General features: G+C 34.6%; 20 protein-coding genes. All 20 read right to left on the bottom strand.

Annotated features, from left to right (window positions below):
* Nucleotides 1–13: 13 nt before the first annotated feature.
* The 20 genes from hflX to porW all read right to left on the bottom strand — a co-directional run bounded on the left by hflX (nt 14) and on the right by porW (nt 20,564).
* Nucleotides 14–1,249 (bottom strand): GTPase HflX, encoded by a 1,236-nt coding sequence (gene hflX / locus OZP12_RS02150; protein ID WP_281227414.1) that lies wholly within the window; start codon nt 1,247–1,249, stop codon nt 14–16.
* 300 nt (nt 1,250–1,549) lie between these two features.
* On the bottom strand, nt 1,550–2,311 hold the full coding sequence (locus tag OZP12_RS02145; RefSeq protein ID WP_281227413.1) for a Bax inhibitor-1/YccA family protein: 762 nt from the start codon (nt 2,309–2,311) through the stop codon (nt 1,550–1,552).
* A 197-nt stretch (nt 2,312–2,508) separates the two neighbouring features.
* Nucleotides 2,509–3,990 carry a murein hydrolase activator EnvC family protein gene (locus OZP12_RS02140; RefSeq protein ID WP_281227412.1) on the bottom strand — a complete coding sequence of 494 codons (1,482 nt, stop codon included), beginning with the start codon at nt 3,988–3,990 and terminating at the stop codon, nt 2,509–2,511.
* An 88-nt stretch (nt 3,991–4,078) separates the two neighbouring features.
* A complete protein-coding gene (locus OZP12_RS02135; RefSeq protein WP_281227411.1) occupies nt 4,079–5,311 on the bottom strand; it encodes a murein hydrolase activator EnvC family protein in 1,233 nt (410 codons plus the stop codon).
* A gap of 24 nt (nt 5,312–5,335) precedes the next feature.
* Nucleotides 5,336–6,142 (bottom strand): lipoprotein insertase outer membrane protein LolB1, encoded by an 807-nt coding sequence (gene lolB1 / locus OZP12_RS02130; RefSeq protein WP_281227410.1) that lies wholly within the window; start codon nt 6,140–6,142, stop codon nt 5,336–5,338.
* Nucleotides 6,142–7,494 carry a tetratricopeptide repeat protein gene (locus OZP12_RS02125; protein ID WP_281227409.1) on the bottom strand — a complete coding sequence of 451 codons (1,353 nt, stop codon included), beginning with the start codon at nt 7,492–7,494 and terminating at the stop codon, nt 6,142–6,144. Before OZP12_RS02125 ends, lolB1 begins: the two co-directional genes overlap by 1 nt.
* 133 nt (nt 7,495–7,627) lie before the next feature.
* Complete coding sequence (locus OZP12_RS02120) at nt 7,628–8,638, bottom strand: sugar nucleotidyltransferase (RefSeq protein WP_281227408.1); 1,011 nt, start codon at nt 8,636–8,638, stop codon at nt 7,628–7,630.
* Nucleotides 8,639–8,725: 87 nt separating this feature from the next.
* Nucleotides 8,726–9,160 (bottom strand): dUTP diphosphatase, encoded by a 435-nt coding sequence (gene dut, locus OZP12_RS02115; RefSeq protein WP_281227407.1) that lies wholly within the window; start codon nt 9,158–9,160, stop codon nt 8,726–8,728.
* A gap of 38 nt (nt 9,161–9,198) precedes the next feature.
* Complete coding sequence (locus OZP12_RS02110; protein WP_281229113.1) at nt 9,199–10,674, bottom strand: lipopolysaccharide biosynthesis protein; 1,476 nt, start codon at nt 10,672–10,674, stop codon at nt 9,199–9,201.
* A gap of 93 nt (nt 10,675–10,767) precedes the next feature.
* A complete protein-coding gene (locus tag OZP12_RS02105; RefSeq protein ID WP_432419514.1) occupies nt 10,768–11,205 on the bottom strand; it encodes a GNAT family N-acetyltransferase in 438 nt (145 codons plus the stop codon).
* Nucleotides 11,206–11,666: 461 nt separating this feature from the next.
* Nucleotides 11,667–12,527 carry an ATP synthase F1 subunit gamma gene (gene atpG / locus OZP12_RS02100; RefSeq protein ID WP_281227406.1) on the bottom strand — a complete coding sequence of 287 codons (861 nt, stop codon included), beginning with the start codon at nt 12,525–12,527 and terminating at the stop codon, nt 11,667–11,669.
* Between the two features lie 71 nt (nt 12,528–12,598).
* Nucleotides 12,599–14,176: a F0F1 ATP synthase subunit alpha gene (atpA, locus tag OZP12_RS02095; RefSeq protein ID WP_281227405.1), complete on the bottom strand. Its 1,578-nt coding sequence runs from the start codon at nt 14,174–14,176 to the stop codon at nt 12,599–12,601.
* Between the two features lie 37 nt (nt 14,177–14,213).
* The gene (gene atpH / locus OZP12_RS02090) at nt 14,214–14,747 is read right to left on the bottom strand and encodes an ATP synthase F1 subunit delta (RefSeq protein WP_281227404.1); all 534 of its coding nucleotides are present in this window, start codon (nt 14,745–14,747) and stop codon (nt 14,214–14,216) included.
* 2 nt (nt 14,748–14,749) lie between these two features.
* Entirely contained in the window at nt 14,750–15,250 is a 501-nt protein-coding gene (locus OZP12_RS02085; protein ID WP_281227403.1) for a F0F1 ATP synthase subunit B, read from the bottom strand.
* Nucleotides 15,251–15,364: 114 nt separating this feature from the next.
* Nucleotides 15,365–15,556 (bottom strand): ATP synthase F0 subunit C, encoded by a 192-nt coding sequence (gene atpE / locus OZP12_RS02080; protein WP_077374818.1) that lies wholly within the window; start codon nt 15,554–15,556, stop codon nt 15,365–15,367.
* 98 nt (nt 15,557–15,654) lie between these two features.
* Nucleotides 15,655–16,809, bottom strand: coding sequence for a F0F1 ATP synthase subunit A (atpB, locus tag OZP12_RS02075; RefSeq protein WP_281227402.1), 1,155 nt, complete (start codon nt 16,807–16,809; stop codon nt 15,655–15,657).
* A gap of 120 nt (nt 16,810–16,929) precedes the next feature.
* Nucleotides 16,930–17,322: a DUF6168 family protein gene (locus OZP12_RS02070; RefSeq protein WP_281227401.1), complete on the bottom strand. Its 393-nt coding sequence runs from the start codon at nt 17,320–17,322 to the stop codon at nt 16,930–16,932.
* Nucleotides 17,323–17,330: 8 nt separating this feature from the next.
* A complete protein-coding gene (locus OZP12_RS02065; protein WP_281227400.1) occupies nt 17,331–17,564 on the bottom strand; it encodes an AtpZ/AtpI family protein in 234 nt (77 codons plus the stop codon).
* On the bottom strand, nt 17,551–17,937 hold the full coding sequence (locus OZP12_RS02060) for a bactofilin family protein (protein WP_281227399.1): 387 nt from the start codon (nt 17,935–17,937) through the stop codon (nt 17,551–17,553). The genes OZP12_RS02065 and OZP12_RS02060 overlap by 14 nt, the downstream gene beginning before the upstream one ends.
* Before the next feature lie 2 nt (nt 17,938–17,939).
* The gene (gene porW / locus OZP12_RS02055; RefSeq protein ID WP_281227398.1) at nt 17,940–20,564 is read right to left on the bottom strand and encodes a type IX secretion system periplasmic lipoprotein PorW/SprE; all 2,625 of its coding nucleotides are present in this window, start codon (nt 20,562–20,564) and stop codon (nt 17,940–17,942) included.
* Nucleotides 20,565–20,574: the final 10 nt, after the last annotated feature.

The following is a 20,574-nucleotide window of genomic DNA, read 5'->3' as shown; positions in this document are numbered from 1 at the left end:
AAGGTCTTTTGTTTTATTCATTTTCGTCTTCCTTCTCTACGGCATCTTTATAATCCGGATAAAGGAATTTATTGTATGGAAAACGGGTAATGTGAATTTGCCTAACGGCTTCGTAAACATGTTCTCTAAACTCTTCGAAATTTTCTTTTTGGGTAGCCGAAATAAACAAGGTGTTTTCTTCCCCCAAACGATGCATCCAGGTTTGTCTCCATTCTTCCAGTGTAAAATGCCTTGGAGTCTTCTCTGTCATCAAATCATCCTCTTCAATCGTCAAATGCTTATAGGCATCAATTTTATTGAAAACCATAATAACCGGCTTGTCATTGGCTTTAATATCTTGCAAAATTTGATTCACTGACTCGATATGATCTTCAAATTCAGGATGTGAAATATCAACGACATGCAATAGCAAATCGGCTTCACGAACTTCGTCCAATGTGCTCTTGAACGAATCAACCAATTGAGTAGGCAATTTTCTAATGAAGCCTACCGTATCGGATAATAAGAACGGTAAATTTTTAATCACCACTTTACGAACGGTTGTATCCAATGTGGCAAAAAGTTTGTTTTCTACAAACACATCACTTTTCCCGATTGCATTCATCAAAGTTGATTTTCCAACATTGGTATAACCCACCAAAGCAACACGAACCATTGCTCCGCGGTTACTACGTTGCACGCCCATTTGCTTATCGATGGTTTTAATTTTTTCTTTCAATAACGAAATACGATCACGAACGATACGTCTATCCGTTTCAATCTCTGTTTCCCCAGGACCACGCATTCCGATACCTCCTTTTTGACGTTCCAAGTGTGTCCACATTCCGGAAAGTCTTGGTAATAAATATTGACATTGCGCTAGTTCTACTTGAGTTCTTGCATAAGAAGTCTCAGCTCTTTGCGCAAAAATATCAAGTATAAGATTGGTACGATCTAGTATTTTACAATCAATGATTTTAGAAATATTCTTTTGTTGGGAAGGCGATAATTCGTCATCAAAAATCAAAGTGGATATTTTATTTTCTTTTACAAAAAGACAAATTTCCTCTAGTTTCCCCGTCCCCACAAATGTTTTTGGATTGGGGCGTTCCATTTTTTGCGAAAAACGCTTCACCACTTCACCTCCTGCTGTAAACGTCAAAAACTCTAATTCGTCAAGATATTCATTGAGTTTCTCTTCGCTTTGGTTTTGAGTAACAATACCAACGATGGCTGTCTTTTCAAAATTTATTGTTTCCTTTTCTAACATATCTTTAAATAAGACTGCAAATTTAATGATTTGAGTTTGATTGTCATGTTTTATTTTTTGTTCGGGATTTATCGCGTTTCTCGCAAAGACGCAGAGTTGCAAAGTTTGTCAATGATAACAAAAATGACCAATGTTTCCTTTTAGCCCCGATTGTAACGAAAATCCTCTTGTACCGGCGTTCGGTACAAGAGATTGCAGTGAAAAGCGGGACCAATGCCGGCAAAAATGCCTTGTCTTTCTGCTCCAAAAAAAAATACCCTTCATTTCTGAAGGGTATCGTTTTATAAATTGTGTTAGTTATTATTTTTTAGACAACTTAGACAGTAACCTCAAAAATTCGATGTACAACCAAACTAGTGTTATGATTAAGCCCATTGCTCCGTACCATTCCATGTATTTAGGCATTTTTTGCTCCACTCCTTTTTCGATTCTGTCAAAATCCAAGAACAAGTTTAAGGCAGCGATTATAACTACAAATACACTAATACCAATACTTGCCATCGAGTTTCCGTAATGTACAGGTGTGTAACTAGTAAACAAAGAGATTAGCCAAGAAACTAAATAATAAGTACCAATTGCTAATGTCGCCGCAATAACAATCGATTTGAATTGCTCGGTTACTTTTACGATTTGATATTTATATAATCCTAAACAAACTCCAAAAGTTACAAAAGTAGCACCAACGGCTTGTGTCACAATTCCCGGATATTGAATCTCGAAAATTGCCGAAACTCCACCTATGAACAATCCTTCAAAAAGGGCATATCCCGGAGCCAAATAAGGCGAAGATTCTGGTTTGAACGATGCGATTACAACCATGATCAATCCTACAATTCCTCCTCCAATAGCCGGAATTATTGGGTTCATCCCATTAAAAGTAGCCCACCAAATTACTGTTGCCGAAGCGACAAGTAATAAAAACAGAATCAAACTTCTGTTGATGGTTCCCGCCAAAGTCATGTTTTGGTTATCATCAATAACTACTGCCTGATGTACTTCGTCTTTTCTTGAAGCAGCAGTTGAAAATGTTTTATTATTCAAAAAAGGGTTATTCGAATTCATATATGTAAAAATTTATTGTTCTTTATTGGTCATATGTAATTGCTTCGCCTGTACGCTGTCGCTCGAGTCGCATATCGTCATTGGCATTTGCTACCAATTTACAACCATGCTCATTTCATAGTTTTCAAATTTAATTTTACCAAATATAAATTATATTTTTCAGAAGAGGGTTTAAAATTTTATTAATTTATTTCCGATTATTTACCCGTCAACCATGCCTTTGGATTGGTATAAGTCGTGTTTTGGGTAATGGCAAATTTCAATATTGCTTTCCCGCTACCATTGGTTTTTATCTTCCCTAAACTTTGTCTGATGTTCACTTTGTCTCCTTTGCTTACGCTCACCGAAACTAAATTTTGATAAATGGTAAAAAAGTCCCCATGCTGCAACATCACCGCTTTATTGACAGGCGAAAAAATCATTACACTCCATACCACTCCTCCAAAAACAGCTCTGGCATTGGCTCCGGAATCGGTGGTAAATTCCAAACCGCTATTGTGTACCTGCAGTTCTTTATAAACCGGATGGAACTGATCTCCAAAACCTAGAGAAATATAGCCTTTTTCAACTGGCCATGGCAGTTTTCCCTTATTTGCCTTAAAGTTATCCGAATCCACTTTATCGTCGGGTGACAAATCCATCTTTGTGGTTGAAACTGCTGAAGTTGTTGTTGCGATCGGCACTTCCTTTGAAACAACCGGCACTTCCTTAGCAATGGCTTGTTCGACTTCCTTTGGAATCGGAATTGGTTTTGGTTTCGGCTTTGCTTCGGCTTTGGCTTTGGCTGCCGCCAATGCATTGGCTCTCTCGATTTCTTTTTTCTTTTCTAGTGCTTTGGCTTTTTCAAGAGCAATGGCTTTTGCGGCTGCATCGGCTTTAGCTTTTTCCATTGCGATTTTTTCTCTGGCCGCTTTTTCTCTCGCTGCCTTTTCCCTTGCCGCTTTTCTATTGGCTTCGGCTATTGCTTCGCGAATCATTTTCTCGATTTTTTTGTCAATCGTTTTAGATTCAAGTTGTCTTTTCTTTATCTCGGCAATAATCTTCTTTCTGTCTTTTTTTAGAGACTCAACCAATTTTTCCTGTTCTTGTTTTTCTTTTTCCAATGACAGTCTTTCTTTGTCTTTTTCGACAATCAGTTCTTCTTTGGCACTTTTTTGAACATCCAATTTGGAATTAAACGTATAGAGTTGATAGGTTTTGGATTGAATTTCCTTTCCCTGCATGCGTCTGAAGTTGGTATATTGTTTCATATACTGTGCTCTTTTATACGCCTGAAAAAAATCTTCAGAAGATAATAAAAACATCGCACGACTTTGTTCCGAACGGCTTTTATAAGACTGAACAATCATTTTAGCATAATCTTTTTTAAGATCAGCCAATTCCTTTTCCAGTTTTGTTATTTGCGTTTGATTGACTGCAATTGAATTTCCAAGAAGTTTTGTTTGTTTTTCGGTAGTGGCAATCAATTCTTCTTTAAGTTTGATTTTGTTGCTTTGAAGAGCAATCGCTTTGGTCGCCGTCTTTTCCTGCTTCTTTACCGTTTGAAGTTTGGTCTCGTTTTCCTTAATCTCTTGTTGGATTTTAACTTTACGTTCTTCTAATTTTTTTTGTTGATTATCTTGACCCCAAAGTAAAGCCGTTGAAACTAGAAAAATTAAACTCAAAGAATATCTTAGCATCGTAAATTAAATAAAGTGCAAACTTAATGAATGATTTTATTAAAAACGGCACTATTAGATAAATAGTGCCGCTTTGTTCTTTCAAAAATTACATATTATACAACCAACTTGCAGGATTGTTATAGGTTGTGTTTTGTGAAATTGTAAATTTCAGGATTGTTTTCCCTTCCCCATTGGTTCGTATTTTTCCTAAACTTTGTTTCGTATTCACTTTTTCACCTTTGGTTACAAAAACAGAACTTAGGTTTTGATACACCGTAAAACAATCTCCATGCTGAATCATTACGGCTTTATTTACAGGAGATAATACAATAACGCTTGTTACTTCGCCACTAAAAACAGCTCTTGCAGTTGCCCCTTGTTCGGTAGTAATTTCAACCCCGCTATTATGAACTACAAGACTAGGATATACCGGATGCGGCTGGTCACCATACGGCAATGATACAAAGCCTTTTTCAACTGGCCAAGGCAATTTTCCACGGTTTGCCCTGAAATTATCTGCCAATATTTTTGCTTCGCCGGTTAGGACAATTTTAGAGGACGTGTAAGGTGTTGCCGGTGCATTTGGATTTTCACTTGCTGTTTTTCTATTAGCCTCGGCGATGGCTTCTCTAATCAAACGATCGATTTGACGATCGATAGCTCTGGACTCCGTTTGCTTCCTTTTGATTTCGGCAGAGATTTTTTTCTTGTCTTTTTTGATAGAGTTTACCAGTTTTACTTGTTCTTTTTTCTCTTTTTCGAGAGATATTTTTTCTTTGGTGTTTTCGACCAGTAATTTCTTTTTAGCTACTTTCTGATTATTCAACTTTTCATTGAATCCCAAAATAGAATCTGATTTAGCTTTAATTTCTTCTCCTTGCATTTTTCTAAAGCTCGTATATTGTTTCATATACTGAGCTCTTTTGTAAGCTTGTAAAAAATTCTCGGAAGACAATAAAAACATTGCACGGCTTTCCTCAGAACGACTTTTATAGGACTTAACAATCATCTTGGCATAATCCTCTTTGAGCTCTGTCAATTCCCTATTCAATTTATTAATTTTCAATTGATTGATGTACATGTCATTGCTAAGGATCTTGGTTTGTTTTTCCGTAGTACGAATGAGTTTTTCTTTCAGCTTTATTTTATTGTTTTGTAAAATAATTACATTGACAGCCGACTTTTCTTTTTTCTTCACACTTTGCAATAACTTTTCATTATCGCGAATTTCCTGTTGAATTTCGGCTTTACGCTTTTCTAATTTTTCTTGTTGCGACTCCTGTCCCCACATTATTGAGGTCGTGCATAAAAAAAATAAGCCTAAGAGAAATTTTTGCATCTTACAATTGTTTTTATTCAAAATTTATTTAATCGAAACCCTTTTATAATCACTTGGAACGCTATACGGAAAAGAGAGTTCTTCATTTACAGTTATAGTATTGTAGCCCAAATTGATCTCGGTTTTTCCTTTATCCTGTTCGGCATTGATAGCAATATCCGATGGGATTGGCGATTCATTATACATTTTATAATCGAAATAAGAAACTTCCATTTTTCGGTTTTCGGCAATCTGTGAAATTTCTTGTTTATTCAAAAGAAATTTATCTTTATCAAAAAAGAAAAATTTTTTGACATTGTTTTTTGAAATATCCTCCAATCGATACGCCTGATCTACTAAGGAATCCTTATAGTCTCCTCCTTTAGATAAATCATCCATTGCCTGGCCAATCAAAATATTTTGAACTTTGTTGTAATCCAAATCAGTTCCTAACCATTTACTCAATGTACTGAAATCACCTTCAAAATAAGTTCCGCCCATTTTCTCATAATAACTTACCGAAGATGGCGTTATCAAAGCTTTGGCCATTGTGATTCCGAGAAAACGAAGGCTCACCAAAATTTTATCATCCTTTTTGATTTTGATTTCAGCAGTTAAATTCTGACTTTGTTTATCATCTCTATATTTTACGTTGGATTTAATATATAACGTTTTGAAATCATTTTTGTTGGCGTAGTGATTTTTAATGATTTTTTCCGCTGTCATTCGGTTTTCATCCGGCCTTTTAGTTTCGCCTGCAACTTTTGCTTTTGCTTTACAAGACACCAATGTTGCCGAACTGCTCAAGCAAACCATAAAAATAAAAAGTGTCCTTACTATAAATCGATTCATTATTTTTTTTCTTTTAATAACTGATTGGCTTTATTGAAATATAATTCTTTTTTTGAAGTATCTCCTAATCCGCTGTAGGCTTCTCCAAGTTGTATATTGAAATTGATTTCCAAATTTTTATTTTCTACCACATAATCCAAACCCATTTCGAGAATATCTTTGGCTTTCTTAAACAATTGCAATTGATTATTGGCCAAACCAGCGTAATAATAAAATTGTGGTTCGGCAGGATAAGTATCAATCATTGACATGGCTTTTTTGGCTACCGGTTCAAACTGTTTTAATTCGGTATTAGCCTGAAGCCAAAGCAAACTAGTTTCCAAATCTACTTCGGAACTATTTTTTTCTGATAAACCATAATACTTAATTGCCTTTTCCCATTCTCTTTTATTGTGATAAAACTTACCTATTTCCTTGGCAACATTTACTGTTTTATCATCTTTAAAATAACCAATAGCATTATCCAAATCCGGCACATACTGCGGATAGGCATTTGCAAAAAGCAAAAATTCATTCAGGATTCGGTGCTTTATTTTAGTATCAATTTTAGAACTGGCCAAAACCATGTTCATCGATTTTACCGCATTGGCACCATCATTTTTGTCAAGATAATTTTTGAATAAACTCACTTGCGCCCAAACCGATTCGGGAATTTCCTTTTCTAATTTCTTGGCAACTTCCTCTGCTTTATTCTCTTCATTATTGTTTGAATATAAAAAGATCAAAGCAATATAATTGGATTCTTCTTTAGGATTTTGCTCGATCTTTGCTTTTAAATTATCAATCTCCGAATTTTGAAATTTCCCTTCGGATAGGATTTGCATTTTGTACATTTCTCTCCTCTCCGTTTTCCCTACCTTTTCATTCAACTCATTGATCAATGCCAAAGCTTTGTCAAATTGTTTGGTTGCCATATACAATGAAACCAAATCTTCTTTGTACTCCGCATCAAAAGGAATAATTTTGTTTACAACGTTTATCGCCTGATTGAAATCTTTACTTTCATAACACACATCATACATTCCCACCCAAAACCATTTATTGTTAGGGTCGATTTGCGTGGCATGCTCAAAGGAAGAATAAGCACTTTTATAATCTTTGGAACACAAATAATTTTTTCCCAATTCAAAATAAACTGTAGGCTCGTTGGGTTTCAGCTTTAGACATTGCTCCAAAGCAACTATCGATTTGTCGTAGTTTTCAATACTTTTTTGAAAAATGGATTCGTAGAAAAGATCTTGAAATTTATCCCCGTCGACTTTAATTTCCTCCGGCTCCGTTTGTGCCAATACCAAAGCAGTATTGCTTAGCAAAACAAAAAAGGTGAATATGAAAGTCCATTTTTTTCTCATTTAAACGAAATCTTTGGGGAACAAAATAAACACAATGGTTCACATTTGCAAAATAACTTAAAAAAACAACAAAGCAGCATAATAAATACTTAAATAATGCTGCCTTGCTGTTTTTTTAAATCTATGTTTTGAATTATTCCAAAACCGAATAATCGCCTATACTTATATTCGTAAATTTTCCATCAAAGCTGGCGTGATTTCCGATCATTGCATTGTCCAAGTTGGCATTTTTAATATGCGAATGTGTTTGAACCAAACTGTTTTTAATTGAGCTGTTTTGTACATGACAAGCATTACCCAATGACACATTAGGTCCAACAGTAGCATTAATCAATACCACGTCATCACCTATATAACAAGGAGGAATAATAGTCGAATTTTCGAGTTTTACATTTTTTCCAACCAATTCTTCGCCATCATTATGAAGGAAACCAAGCATTCTGGAATTAGTTTCTACGGTAACATCTTTGTTTCCACAATCCATCCACTCATTAACTTCTCCTGGAACAAATTTCATTCCTTTTGCCATCATTTGTTTAATTCCGTCATTGATTTGATATTCGCCTCCATGAATAATGTTATTATCTAGCACTGATTGTAATTCATTTTTTAAAACGGCAACATCTTTAAAATAATAAATCCCGATCACAGCAAGATCCGATACAAATTCTTTTGGTTTTTCAACCAATTCGATTATTTCATTGTTTTCGTTCAAGTTTACCACGCCAAAAGCTTCTGGTTGATCCACTTGTTTTACCCAAATAACACTATCCGCACTTTTGTCCAAATCAAAATTAGCACGAATTAATGTATCGGCATAAGCAATCACTGCTGGTCCGCTCAAAGAATCTTTGGCACACATAATAGCATGACCTGTTCCAAGTGCTTCGTTTTGGTAATAGATTGTTCCTTTGGCTCCCAATTTTTGGGCAATTGCAATTAAATCTTCTTCCACTTTTTTACCAAAACTTTCATGGATGATAAAAGCAATTTCTTCAATATCCTGATTTAAAACACCAGCGATATCTTCAACCAAACGGTGTACGATAGGTTTTCCTGCTACTGGGATTAAAGGTTTTGGAATGGTTAAAGTATGTGGACGAAGGCGTGATCCGCGTCCCGCCATTGGTACTATTATTTTCATTTTAGTGGGGTTTTATATCAAAAGATGTGATAAGAATCTTTCTATTATTAATTTCTATTTTAAAAACTGAGGGCTGTGATTGAGAATTTATTTCACTCCTGTACTTCCAAATCCTCCGGCACCTCTTGAAGTTTCTGTCAATTCCTCAACTTCTATCCATTCGGCACGTTCATGTTGGGCAATAACCAGTTGGGCAATTCGCTCTCCATTTTCGATAACAAATGGAGTATTGGATAAATTTACCAAAATTACCCCGATCTCACCTCTATAATCGGCATCAACAGTTCCAGGAGCATTAAGCACCGTTATACCATTTTTGGCTGCCAATCCGCTTCTTGGTCGCACCTGCGCCTCATAACCAATCGGCAATTCAATGAAAAGACCAGTTTTAACAATGGCTCTTTCCAAAGGCTGTAAGGTTATCGATTCAGTTAAATTAGCTCTTAAATCCATTCCAGCAGAAGCAATGGTTTCATAATTTGGCAATGCGTGCTGTGATTTATTGATGATGTTAATTGTCATTATTTTCTAAATATAAATAGTATTGTATGATGAATTTGTTAGTCCTGATTTTTAACAGGTCTTTTCAAAATTCTTAAAAGTGTTTCTTTTTCGTTGTAGTAGATGAATCCTAAAAATATTGCCAAAAGCAAAATTCCAACAAAATAATTCCCACCAAATCCATAAAAGGAAATACATGAAAAACCGGTAGATAGAGACAAATAACCAGCTATTTTTTTCTTGTCGTAAGGAATTGGATAGTATTTATTTCCGAGATAATAAGAAATAAACATCATACTTCCGTAAGCTGAAATCGTAGCAATTGCCGAACCAATGTAGCTGTATTTAGGGATCAATAAATAGTTCAAAATCAATGTTACTGCTGCACCTACTATCGAAATATAGGCTCCAACATAGGTTTTGTCAATAAGCTTATACCAAACAGAAAGATTGGTGTAAATTCCCAAAAAGAAATTGGCCAAAATGATCAATGGAACAACATTCATCGCTTCCCAATAAGCTGAATTTGGAATCATGATTTGCTTCAAAAGATCGGCAAAAACAATTACCGTCAATAAAATAAAAGAACCAAAAATGACAAAATATTTGGTAACCGTCGCGTACGTTTCCTGTGCCTTTTCATTGGAAGCATGACTAAAAAAGAACGGTTCAATTCCAAGTGTATAAGCTGTTCTGTACAACACCATGAACAGACCCAATTTATAGCAAGCCGAATAAACTCCTACCTGTTCATCGGCAATATTGTCAGGCAATAATTTACCCAAAAGAATTTTGTCAAATTGTTCATTGATCGCAAAAGCAATTCCGGCAACCATGATAGGCAATCCATAACGCATCATTCTCTTCCAAAGTTCATAATCAAATTTCCATTTAATTGCAAAATAGTCCGGAAAAAGCACGACAAAAGTTAGAAAACTCGCTATGATGTTGGCTAGAAAAATATACCCAATCTGAAAGTTTTCGATATAGACAGAACTCAGAAAACTGTCCGGCTGTGATGTCGAAACACTTGGTAGATAGAGCAGAAAAAATAAATTGAACACCAGATTTACAGCAACGTTCCCAATTTTGATTGCCGCATAAAACATTGGCCTCTGGTTTGCCCTCAACTTAGAAAAAGGAACAATTACCAATGCATCCAATGCCAAAATCCAAATCGAATAAGTGACATATTGCGTATCTACTCCGGACCAAGATGCCAGAGTATCTCTAAATAATAATGCTAAGAAAACAAAAAGAATTGTGGACCAAAAGATAGAAACAGTTGTCGTCTCTACTACACTGTCTTTGTTTTTCTCTGAATTATAAAATCTAAAAAAAGCGGTTTCCATACCATAGGCCAGAATAACATTGAAAAAAATCATCCAGGCAAAAATGATAGATACTTTACCATATTCATCTTTTGGAAGCATGTGTGTGTAAAGCGGAACCAAAAGGAAAGTGAACATCCTTGGTATTACTGTGGCAAGTCCATATATAGCCGTTTGCTGAAAAAGCTTTTTATATAATCCCAAAATGAATTTTCTGTTAAATATTACGTAAGCAAAAATAACCATTCTTTGGTTATTTTTGGACTTTTGCTGTTGAATTAAATTTCTAAAAAAAGATTAGGTTAATCCCTCCTCGTTCAACATTTTTACAAAATGAAAACCTCTTGGGTTATATCCCTGATTATAATAAAACCTGTGGGCAGTGAAATTTCCAGTGAAAGCATCTAAAACAATGGCATTACAACCTTCGGCTTTTGCTTTACTATCAAGATAATCAGTCATCATTTTTCCAACTCCTTTAGACCGTTGCTCTGAATGAACTATGAAATTATCAATTTCTATGTATTTGCCTGTCCAAATTTTCATAGCTGTCCAAAAACCAGATAATCCAATACAAATTTCATTTTCAAAAACCGCAACCTGCTTGTAGTTATGAGGAACCATTTCTTGTAAATAATCCTCATATCTCTCCAAAGTAAGTTTGGGATACAAATGCTTCATTGTCTCAATTTGATCAAGCATTTCAGAAACCGTGGTGAGTTCGACAACTTTCAATTGAATTATATTTAAAATTTGTAGAACAAAAATAACCAAAAAAAGCCATTCAGAAAAGTGACGAAATTTTATTAAAAATCACTAAAAGTGGGTATTGCAAGAACTCAATAAATGATTGATATTTGTAATGTTAAAATTAGAAAAGGGGTTTATAAAGCTAATTTGTCCCCACAAAACAAAGCATGGGTAAAGCTAAGTTTCATCCATAAAAAAACAGAGCATAGGGGTTTATAAAGCTATCGTCCCCCACAAAACGAGCACGGGTAAAGCTAAGTTTCACCTATAAAAAACGGAGCATAGAGGTTTATAAAGCTATTTGTCCCTCCAAAAAACAAAGCCATTGGGAAAGCTAAGATTCCAAACAAATACGGAGCTAAAGGATTATAAAGCTATTTGTTCCTTTAAAAACAAGCAAAAAAAAAGAGCCAAATGGCTCTTTTTTCGTATTTATGTATTTTAATTTATCCTTTCAAAGCTTCTGCTCCACCAACAATCTCAAGGATTTCGTTAGTAATCGCCGCCTGACGTGCTTTGTTGTAAGTCAATTTCAATTGGTCTCTCAACTCAGTTGCATTATCAGTTGCTTTGTGCATTGCGGTCATACGCGCACCGTGCTCAGAAGCAAATGAATCACGAATACCTTTGTATAATTGTGTTTTCAATGCTTTTGGAATCAAAGTCAAAACGATTTCATCTTTTGCTGGCTCGAAAATATAATCTGCAGCTGCATTAGCTTTATCGGATTGAATAGGTGCTAATGGCAAAAACTGTTCAACCTGAACAATTTGTGTCGCAGCATTTTTAAATTGATTGTAAACCAATTCAATTTTATCATATTCACCCGAAACAAATTTTTGAGTTAATGTTTCTGCAATAGCTGCAACATTGTCAAAAGTTAAGTTATCAAAAATTGAACTTTGATTTTCAATTACCGTTGACGTTTTAGATAAAATATCGTTTCCTTTTTTACCAATGGCAAAAACATCAACTTGTTTACCTTCATAATATTCAGAACGGCTTTTAGCTTCCTTAATTACATTAGTATTAAATGCACCGCACAAACCTCTGTTAGAAGTAATCGCAACAATTAATACTTTTTTTACTTCACGCTGTGTAGTAAATTCTCCTCCAACATCACCATCAAGTGATGCAGAAAGATTTTGTAATAATTCCGTTAATTTTTCGGCATAAGGGCGCATAGCTGTAATCGCATCTTGTGCTTTCTTTAGCTTTGCTGCAGAAACCATTTTCATCGCCGATGTAATTTGCATCGTAGATGAAATGGAAGTAATTCTATTACGGATTTCCTTTAAATTTGCCATTATATTTATAGTGAAATGTGAATCGCGAAATGTGAATAGCCAAAACTATTCACATTTCACTTTTCACTAAATTAGTTATATTTCGCTGAAACTTCTTTTGCAACTGATTCAATTACATCTGTAATTTCATCTGTCAATTTTCCTGCTTTCAAAGCATCAAGAGTAGCTCTGTGCTTATTGTTCATGAACTCCAAGAAATCTTTCTCGAATTCTTTTACTTTAGCAACAGGAACATTTCTTAATAAGTTTTTAGATCCAGCATAGATAATTGCAATTTGGTCTTCAACTGTATAAGGGTCGTTCAAACCTTGTTTCAAGATTTCAACGTTTCTTTTTCCTTTTTCAATTACGTTTAATGTAACGGCATCAAGATCAGAACCGAATTTAGCGAACGCTTCCAATTCACGGAATTGTGCTTGATCCAATTTCAAAGTACCAGATACTTTTTTCATTGATTTAATTTGAGCGTTACCTCCAACACGAGATACAGAGATACCTACGTTGATTGCAGGACGAACCCCAGAGTTAAACAAATCTCCATCCAAGAAAATTTGACCGTCAGTAATAGAAATTACGTTTGTTGGGATATATGCAGATACGTCACCCGCTTGAGTTTCGATAATTGGTAAAGCAGTCAATGAACCTCCACCTTTTACGATTCCTTTCAAAGAATCTGGTAAATCGTTCATATTTTTAGCGATACTGTCATCAGCGATAACTTTACAAGCTCTTTCTAATAAACGAGAGTGTAAGTAGAAAACGTCTCCAGGATAAGCCTCACGTCCCGGTGGTCTTCTTAATAAAAGAGAAACCTCACGGTAAGCAACAGCTTGTTTAGACAAGTCATCATAAACAATTAAAGCCGGACGACCTGAATCTCTGAAGTACTCTCCAATTGCAGCACCTGCGAAAGGAGCATAAACTTGCATTGGAGCTGGATCAGAAGCATTAGCAGCAACGATCACAGTATAAGCCATAGCTCCTTTTTCTTCTAATGTTTTAGCGATAGCCGCAACAGTTGAAGCTTTTTGACCAATAGCAACATAGATACAAAATACAGGTTTTCCTGCATCGTAAAATTCTTTTTGATTTAAGATGGTATCGATACAAACAGTAGATTTACCTGTTTGACGGTCACCAATAACCAACTCACGTTGTCCACGACCAACTGGGATCATAGCATCAACCGCTTTTACACCTGTTTGCAAAGGCTCGGTTACTGGTTGACGGAAAATAACTCCAGGAGCTTTTCTTTCCAAAGGCATTTCGAATAATTCACCACTGATTGGTCCTTTTCCATCAATTGGAAAACCAAGAGTGTTCACTACACGTCCTACCATTCCTTCTCCTGTTCTAAGAGAAGCGATACGTTGTGTTCTTTTTGCAGTTGATCCTTCTTTGATTCCTGTTGAAGGTCCTAAAAGTACCACCCCAACATTGTCATCCTCAAGGTTCAAAACGATTGCCTCTAAACCGTTTTCGAACTCAACTAACTCCCCGTATTGAACATTTGAAAGCCCATAAATAAGAGCAATACCATCTCCAACTTGAAGCACTGTACCCACTTCCTCTAGTGTAGCACCAGACTCAAAACCTTCTACTTGCTTTCTTAATATCGCTGAAATTTCAGCTGGTTTGATTTCCGCCATCTTAATTTATAATTTAGACACTTACTGTGTAATAAAACTAATTACTTAACTCTCTTTTTAATGTTTTTAATCTGTTGGCAATAGAAGCATTATATTGCTGATCGCCTATTCTTAATATAAATCCTCCAATGATAAAAGGATCTACAGTGTTTTCGATTGTGATTTTCTTATCAGAAAGTGTTGCCACTTTAGCCAAAACTTTAGCTTCAAGAGCTGCATCCATCGGAACAGCAGTAGTTACTTTTACTACTTCAACATTATTCTTGATATCAAATAATTTGCTATATTCTGCAGCAATAACGTCAAGGATTTCAAATCTTTTGTTTTCATATAACAAATGAATCAAACCTTTGGTTACATTGTCAACATTAGCAAAAACTTCTAAAAGTGCTTTCTCTTTCACTTCTACTTTAATGGTTGGATTTTGAATGAAAGTATTCAATTCCTCATTACCCTTAATCGTTGAAGCAATAGATTTCATGTCATTATTCACAACTTCAGATACTCCTTTTGAATTGGATAAATCTAAAATTGCGGTTGCATAACGAATTGCTGCTCTAGTACTTGCCATGATTAGTTCATTTTTACGTCTTCTAACAATTTCTCAACTAATTTTGTTTGAGTCTCTTTGTTAGACAATTCTTCTTTCAATAATTTTTCAGCAATTCCTAAAGCTAGAGAAGAAACTTGTAATTTCAATTCAGCCATAGCAGCGTTTTTCTCGCTTTCGATAGCAACTTTTGCCTGATCAATCATTTTTTGACCTTGTGCTTGAGCTTCAGTTTTTGCATCTTCAACCATTTTATCTTTCATTTCACGAGCTTCTTTAAGCATGTTGTCACGCTCTAATCTAGCTTCTTGTAAAATACGTTGGTTATCAGCTTGTAAATTTTGCATTTCTTTTTTAGCATTTTCAGCAGAAAGCAAAGCATTTTTAATTCCTTCTTCTCTATCGTTTACAGCATCAAGAATAGGTTTCCAAGCGAATTTTTTCAATAACAATATTAACCCAACAAATATTAATACTTGCCAGAAAAACAAACCGAACTCAAACTGATTTATTAACTTTTCCATTTTTTATAAATTAGTAGATTGTATTTTATAAAATTTAATCTGTTTAATATAATTTCAACATTTAATTAAAACAATAGTTACAACCAACCGTTGTAACTATTGTCTTTTTTTTAATTACGCAGCGAATAAAGCAGCGAAACCGATACCTTCAATAAGTGCAGCTGCAATAAGCATAGCTGTTTGGATTTTTCCTGAAGCTTCTGGTTGACGAGCAATAGCGTCCATTGCTGAACCACCGATTCTACCAATACCTAAACCTGCTCCGATTACGATTAATCCTGCTCCTACAATAGTTGGAATTTGCATAATATATAAATTAAAAATTAAACATTCTTTTTTAGGGTTAGACGTCAGAATTTAGAAGTCAGAACTACTTCCAACTTCTATTCTCTTCATTCTAACTTTTAGTGATGAGCTTCCTCATGGTGATGCTCTTCTACAGCCATACCAAAATATAGTGCAGACAACATCGTGAAAATATAAGCTTGTAAAAATGCTACTAATATTTCAAGAATTGAAAGAGCAAAAGATAATCCAAATGACAAACTACTTCCTAACCAGCTTTTGAAAATAAACATCAATCCAATAATACTCATCAATACGATGTGTCCCGCAAATATATTCGCGTACAAACGAATCATCAATGAGAAAGGCTTAATGAAAACTCCCAACAATTCAATCGGAGCCAAAACAATACGCATTAGTTTTGGTACACCTGGCATCCAAAAGATATGTCCCCAATAATCTTTCTTAGCAGTAAAGTTTGTGATTAAAAAAGTAAGGATTGCCAATGAAAAAGTAATAGTAAGGTTTCCGGTAACATTAACACCGAATGGCATCAAACCAAAAATATTCAAAAACAAAATAAAGAAGAAGATCGTCAATAAATAACTCATGTACTTTTTATAGTGTTTCTCTCCAATATTAGGAATTGCAATATCGTCACGAATAAACAATACAAGCGGCTCAAAAATACGAGCACCTCCTGCAGCGATTCCGTTATTTTTAGCATAAGATTTTGCCAGACTTGTAAAAATGATAAACATCAAAACAGCAGCAATCATTATAGCCAAAACCGATTTTGTGATTGAAAAATCCAAAACACGCTCATTTGTTGGATGACCTGTTTTCTCATCTTCAGTAATTGTACCACTAGCATCAGTCTTATAGATTTTACCGTCGTGGTGGTTCAATTTGTAGTAGTTTCCATTTGATTCGGCAACAGCTTCTCCGTGCTCAAATTTTGAAGAAGAGAAAATTTGCAATCCATTATCCCAAATAATAATAGGTAATGAAAAACCATAGTACTTTCCTGTTTCGTCATCTTGGAAAAAAGAAAATTCGTGTGAATCTAAAACGTGGTGTTTTACAAATGCTTTTACTTTTGACTTCACATCTGTTGGCTCAGCATGTGCTTCGTGGTTTGCTTCAACTCCTTCATGTGCAACTACAGTTTCAACTGCTGTAGAGTCCTTTTCAGGGTTTGCCATACTAATTAAAGGAAGACATATAACGAAAGTCGCTATAATAAATCTAAGTGCTTTGTTGGAAATCACCATATCTCTTAAATAACTTATTTTTTAACGATTCTAAAATTTGGCGCAAAGGTACATTTTTAATTAATACTCGAAAGCATAAAAAAGTATTTTTTTTGAGATTTTGATTCACTTTACTTATTATCATTTTTTTTCATTAACCAAGCGTATCGTAAAAAGAGTCTCAATTGTTAAAAAGACAATAAACAATATGAAGAAATTTATTCTTTCGGTTGGATCATTGGGTTTTGGAATCTGTAATAATGGCCTTAAAATCAAGTAACAAAAAATCATCTTTATACTTGTTGCCAATAAGAATGACATTCCTACATTATCAAAACTTCTTTTTTTTATTGTTAATAAAACTCCGAAAATAATTGCCGAAAAAGAGAAAAAAAACAAATAAAGTATTTCCAGCGAATAATAAAAAGTCTCCTGATTAATTCTTAAACTATAGAAGACCATTTTATGGATGATAAATAATAGGACTGAAATGGCTAGTAAAGTTAAGAAAGGGAGTGATTTTTTAAGGTTCATTATACTTTTTATTGCTTATTGTTTATTTCGTTTACCTGACGGATTACATTATAGAGTGCCAAAAAAACACCTATCAAAACCATCACTTTTACATAATAGACTTTTGGACTGGGATGATTTTGATCCAGCCAATTTCCTAAATATGAAAACAGAAAAATAATAACTCCCATTTGGATTGGGATGTTAATTAAGGCCAACCATTTATTATAGTTGTTTTTTTTGGGGTCTTTATTCGTCGACATTTTTTGTCCCTTTAGTATTACCAGATAACATAACACAGGATGCATTGAAAATAGCCCCAGGTTCAACAGATAATTTACCAATTACAACCTCTCCTATAATATTTGCCGATTCTTTGATATTTAAAATCTCTTCAACCTGGATTTTTCCTTCAAATTTTCCTTCTATGTCGGCAGTATTACAAATAATATCCCCTTTGACACTTCCGGCAGGGCCAATTACCAATTTCCCGTTCGAAGTAAAATTCCCTATCAATTCACCATCTAATCTAAAATCGGCTGGAGAAACTATGTCGCCATGAATCGTCGTACCTTCAACAATTCTATTGGTTTTTCCTAGAAGATCTGTATAGGATTTTGGTTTTTTGTCAAACATAATTACGATTTTTTTAGTGAAAGAAACTCATCAAGATTTTTCTTGATTTGAACAATTTTATAATTTTCATTTGAAATGACAATTCCCGGCTGGTTAATTTTATACTTATCATTTTGGGCAAAAAGCGCCGCCACAAATTGAGCATACGATTCAGAGTGAATTCCCAGAATAGTCACAAGACTTTCTTTTTCGGTATAAAGATCACAACTGTATTTTAACCTCTCTACATTTTCATTGGCCAAAAACAAAACTAATTTCTTTTCTATTTCAGATTCACTTTTTACATCATTTTTATCAATCCTAAAAACAACTTTCCAATTCTTGGAATCAACCGTACTGAAACTCATTTTCTCCAAAAGCGGAATCTGAGTTTTAAGAATTTCTATCGCATCTTTTCCTTCTTTACTATTAGCATAATTATCGACCACATATTCTATTGCTTTTTTATAAGCATCCAATCCGTGGAGTTTACCTATAGTATATGCTTTTAGCAATTCAAATTTTGGAACTATGGCTTCACCCGAAAAATGGCTAATTAAACCATCTATCTGCTGCATAACCAACCCGAAATTTTCCTGTTGGTACGATCGATACAATCTTTCATACACTGCTTCGGGACTGTCAGCAGCGATGCCCTCCTGTAATTTAGAATTGGTTATGATTTGCGCATAACGCGAATTTGGATATTGGCTTACTAACTCATTCTTAATTGATGCTACCTTACTCGGATTGGTAATCTCATATATTTTATATAAGTTGTATTTTGTGGGAGGAATTAATTTCTCTTCCGGTTGGTAGGTTAATAATTTCTCCAGTCTGTTTGTCGCCAAATCGTATTCCTTGAATTTTTCTTTGTAAATAACTCCCAATTGATAATAAATCTCATTTCTTTCTTTAGTGATACTATCAATTGTAGTTTGTGATTTTGGCAATTGCTTCAAATAATAATCTGTGGTGTATTTTTCGTTTACTTCGGTAGCAGCTACTTGTTTAATAGAATCCTGCTCTGGTTTTGCAGCGGCAATATTCGGCGCATTTGGATCTACATTATTTGTAGCCGAAACTCTCCAATATCCAGTTTGTGCCCTATTTCCCCATATCTTTTTAAACTCCAATTTCCCATAAGCAACCGTATTGGGGTTATAAAAATAGAATAGATTTGAAGCTGCCGATGGATTACTATTTGTCGGCGGTGCAAAAGCTGGAGTCACATTTTGACCATTTTGATTCTGAATAACATCATTTGGCATTTTTCCAGCCATATTCAATGCAATGTTGCCTTCTATTTTCTTTTGTTTTTCAGCAAGCAGTTTTTTAAGATCGTCACTGCTTTTTAATTTCTGAATATAATTTTCATAATAAATTACCCGTTCTGGCTCTTTCAAAGAAGTAACGTAAATAATACTGTCATTTCGTTTGGCTATTGCCTCGTTGACAATTGCTTCATCCAGATTCTTTCTAATTTTCGAAATCTGAAGGTATTCCCTTGTTTTTGGATCCAATAGTTCCAAACACTTATCGTAGCTTTTGGCCGCTGCAAAATAATCCGTATGCTTAAAATATAAATTCCCAATATTTCTATAATTGGAAGCATTCAAATAAGAATCTTTAGATTTCGTATCCAAAGAAGCGTTATAATAATCTAAGGCCTTTTCCTTCTCGTTATTATTGTCGTAAAATATTCCGATGCTATGATAAATCACATCCAGATAGGGTCTGTTTTCCCTGTCTTCCATAATCTTTTTGGATCTCTTGACGAATTCATCATAGTCAGCACCCTGATAATTATTAAGTTTCGCTTTTTTGGCGTAAGCCTGAATAACAAATTTCCTTTCGGCCTTTCTATTCATATCAATAACCTTTTGATAAAAATAAATGGCGCTGTCCTTTTGCCCGTCTTCTTCATACAATTGTCCCAATAAAAAAGAATAACGTTCTCTTTCATTATGGATTTTGGTAAAGGCATTCGCTAATTTTAACTTAACGACCGCACTATCTTTTTCCTCAAGATTCAAAAAAGCATCTGCCAGAATAGCGTTCGCATTTGCAAATTCCTGTTTTCTTAAATCGTTGTCTTTAATAAGTTTTGAGATATTTTTTATAGCCAAAGCATCATTCCCTAATCGAACATTGGTTTTTTCGCGCCAAATTTTGGCATTATATATATTACTGCTGTTTGGATATTTATAAAGAATATAATTGAAAGCATCTAAGGCCGGAATAAACCTTTGATCAAAATACCTCGCTTTTCCAAGCAATAAATAAGCTTCGTCTATTTGGTAATTTTTTTCGGTGCCACCAATGTTCATTGAATGCTTTTGAATACCTTTTGTTGCCTTTCCCTCAGCAACTTCAAAATCGGAATTTTTAGTTTTTCCATCAATAGGCGCATCATCGCTAATCAACATTTTTTCGACAGGCAAACGTTTCCAGAAATTTTCGGTAGTATTGTCATTTACCGCTTTCAACCCTTTGTCCAAAGCGATTTGCCCATTGTACAATATATTATATTTTGTACTCAAAGCGTGGGAATTTCTAGCCAAAAAAGTGTCTTTCTTGGTAGAACAAGCTATCAAGAAAGACAGTAGTGCCGTAGCTAAAATATATTTTGAAGTATTGCTTTTCAAAGGAAAACGT

Source organism: Flavobacterium aquiphilum (assembly GCF_027111335.1).
GTDB lineage: Bacteria > Bacteroidota > Bacteroidia > Flavobacteriales > Flavobacteriaceae > Flavobacterium > Flavobacterium aquiphilum.
Note: the sequence above shows the minus strand (reverse complement) of the source record. Positions and strands in the feature narration are given on the sequence as shown.

What these genes read in the sequence shown, in the direction of transcription:
- OZP12_RS02135 (WP_281227411.1), bottom strand. Translation starts at nt 5,311, where the DNA reads ATGCAAAAATTTCTCTTAGGCTTATTTTTTTTATGCACGACCTCAATA.
- OZP12_RS02140 (WP_281227412.1), bottom strand. Translation starts at nt 3,990, where the DNA reads ATGCTAAGATATTCTTTGAGTTTAATTTTTCTAGTTTCAACGGCTTTA.
- OZP12_RS02120 (WP_281227408.1), bottom strand. Translation starts at nt 8,638, where the DNA reads ATGAAAATAATAGTACCAATGGCGGGACGCGGATCACGCCTTCGTCCA.
- OZP12_RS02070 (WP_281227401.1), bottom strand. Translation starts at nt 17,322, where the DNA reads ATGAACCTTAAAAAATCACTCCCTTTCTTAACTTTACTAGCCATTTCA.
- atpH (WP_281227404.1), bottom strand. Translation starts at nt 14,747, where the DNA reads ATGGCAAGTACTAGAGCAGCAATTCGTTATGCAACCGCAATTTTAGAT.
- OZP12_RS02060 (WP_281227399.1), bottom strand. Translation starts at nt 17,937, where the DNA reads ATGTTTGACAAAAAACCAAAATCCTATACAGATCTTCTAGGAAAAACC.
- OZP12_RS02125 (WP_281227409.1), bottom strand. Translation starts at nt 7,494, where the DNA reads ATGAGAAAAAAATGGACTTTCATATTCACCTTTTTTGTTTTGCTAAGC.
- atpB (WP_281227402.1), bottom strand. Translation starts at nt 16,809, where the DNA reads ATGGTGATTTCCAACAAAGCACTTAGATTTATTATAGCGACTTTCGTT.
- atpG (WP_281227406.1), bottom strand. Translation starts at nt 12,527, where the DNA reads ATGGCAAATTTAAAGGAAATCCGTAATAGAATTACTTCCATTTCATCT.
- lolB1 (WP_281227410.1), bottom strand. Translation starts at nt 6,142, where the DNA reads ATGAATCGATTTATAGTAAGGACACTTTTTATTTTTATGGTTTGCTTG.
- dut (WP_281227407.1), bottom strand. Translation starts at nt 9,160, where the DNA reads ATGACAATTAACATCATCAATAAATCACAGCACGCATTGCCAAATTAT.
- hflX (WP_281227414.1), bottom strand. Translation starts at nt 1,249, where the DNA reads ATGTTAGAAAAGGAAACAATAAATTTTGAAAAGACAGCCATCGTTGGT.
- OZP12_RS02145 (WP_281227413.1), bottom strand. Translation starts at nt 2,311, where the DNA reads ATGAATTCGAATAACCCTTTTTTGAATAATAAAACATTTTCAACTGCT.
- atpA (WP_281227405.1), bottom strand. Translation starts at nt 14,176, where the DNA reads ATGGCGGAAATCAAACCAGCTGAAATTTCAGCGATATTAAGAAAGCAA.
- atpE (WP_077374818.1), bottom strand. Translation starts at nt 15,556, where the DNA reads ATGCAAATTCCAACTATTGTAGGAGCAGGATTAATCGTAATCGGAGCA.
- OZP12_RS02085 (WP_281227403.1), bottom strand. Translation starts at nt 15,250, where the DNA reads ATGGAAAAGTTAATAAATCAGTTTGAGTTCGGTTTGTTTTTCTGGCAA.
- OZP12_RS02065 (WP_281227400.1), bottom strand. Translation starts at nt 17,564, where the DNA reads ATGTCGACGAATAAAGACCCCAAAAAAAACAACTATAATAAATGGTTG.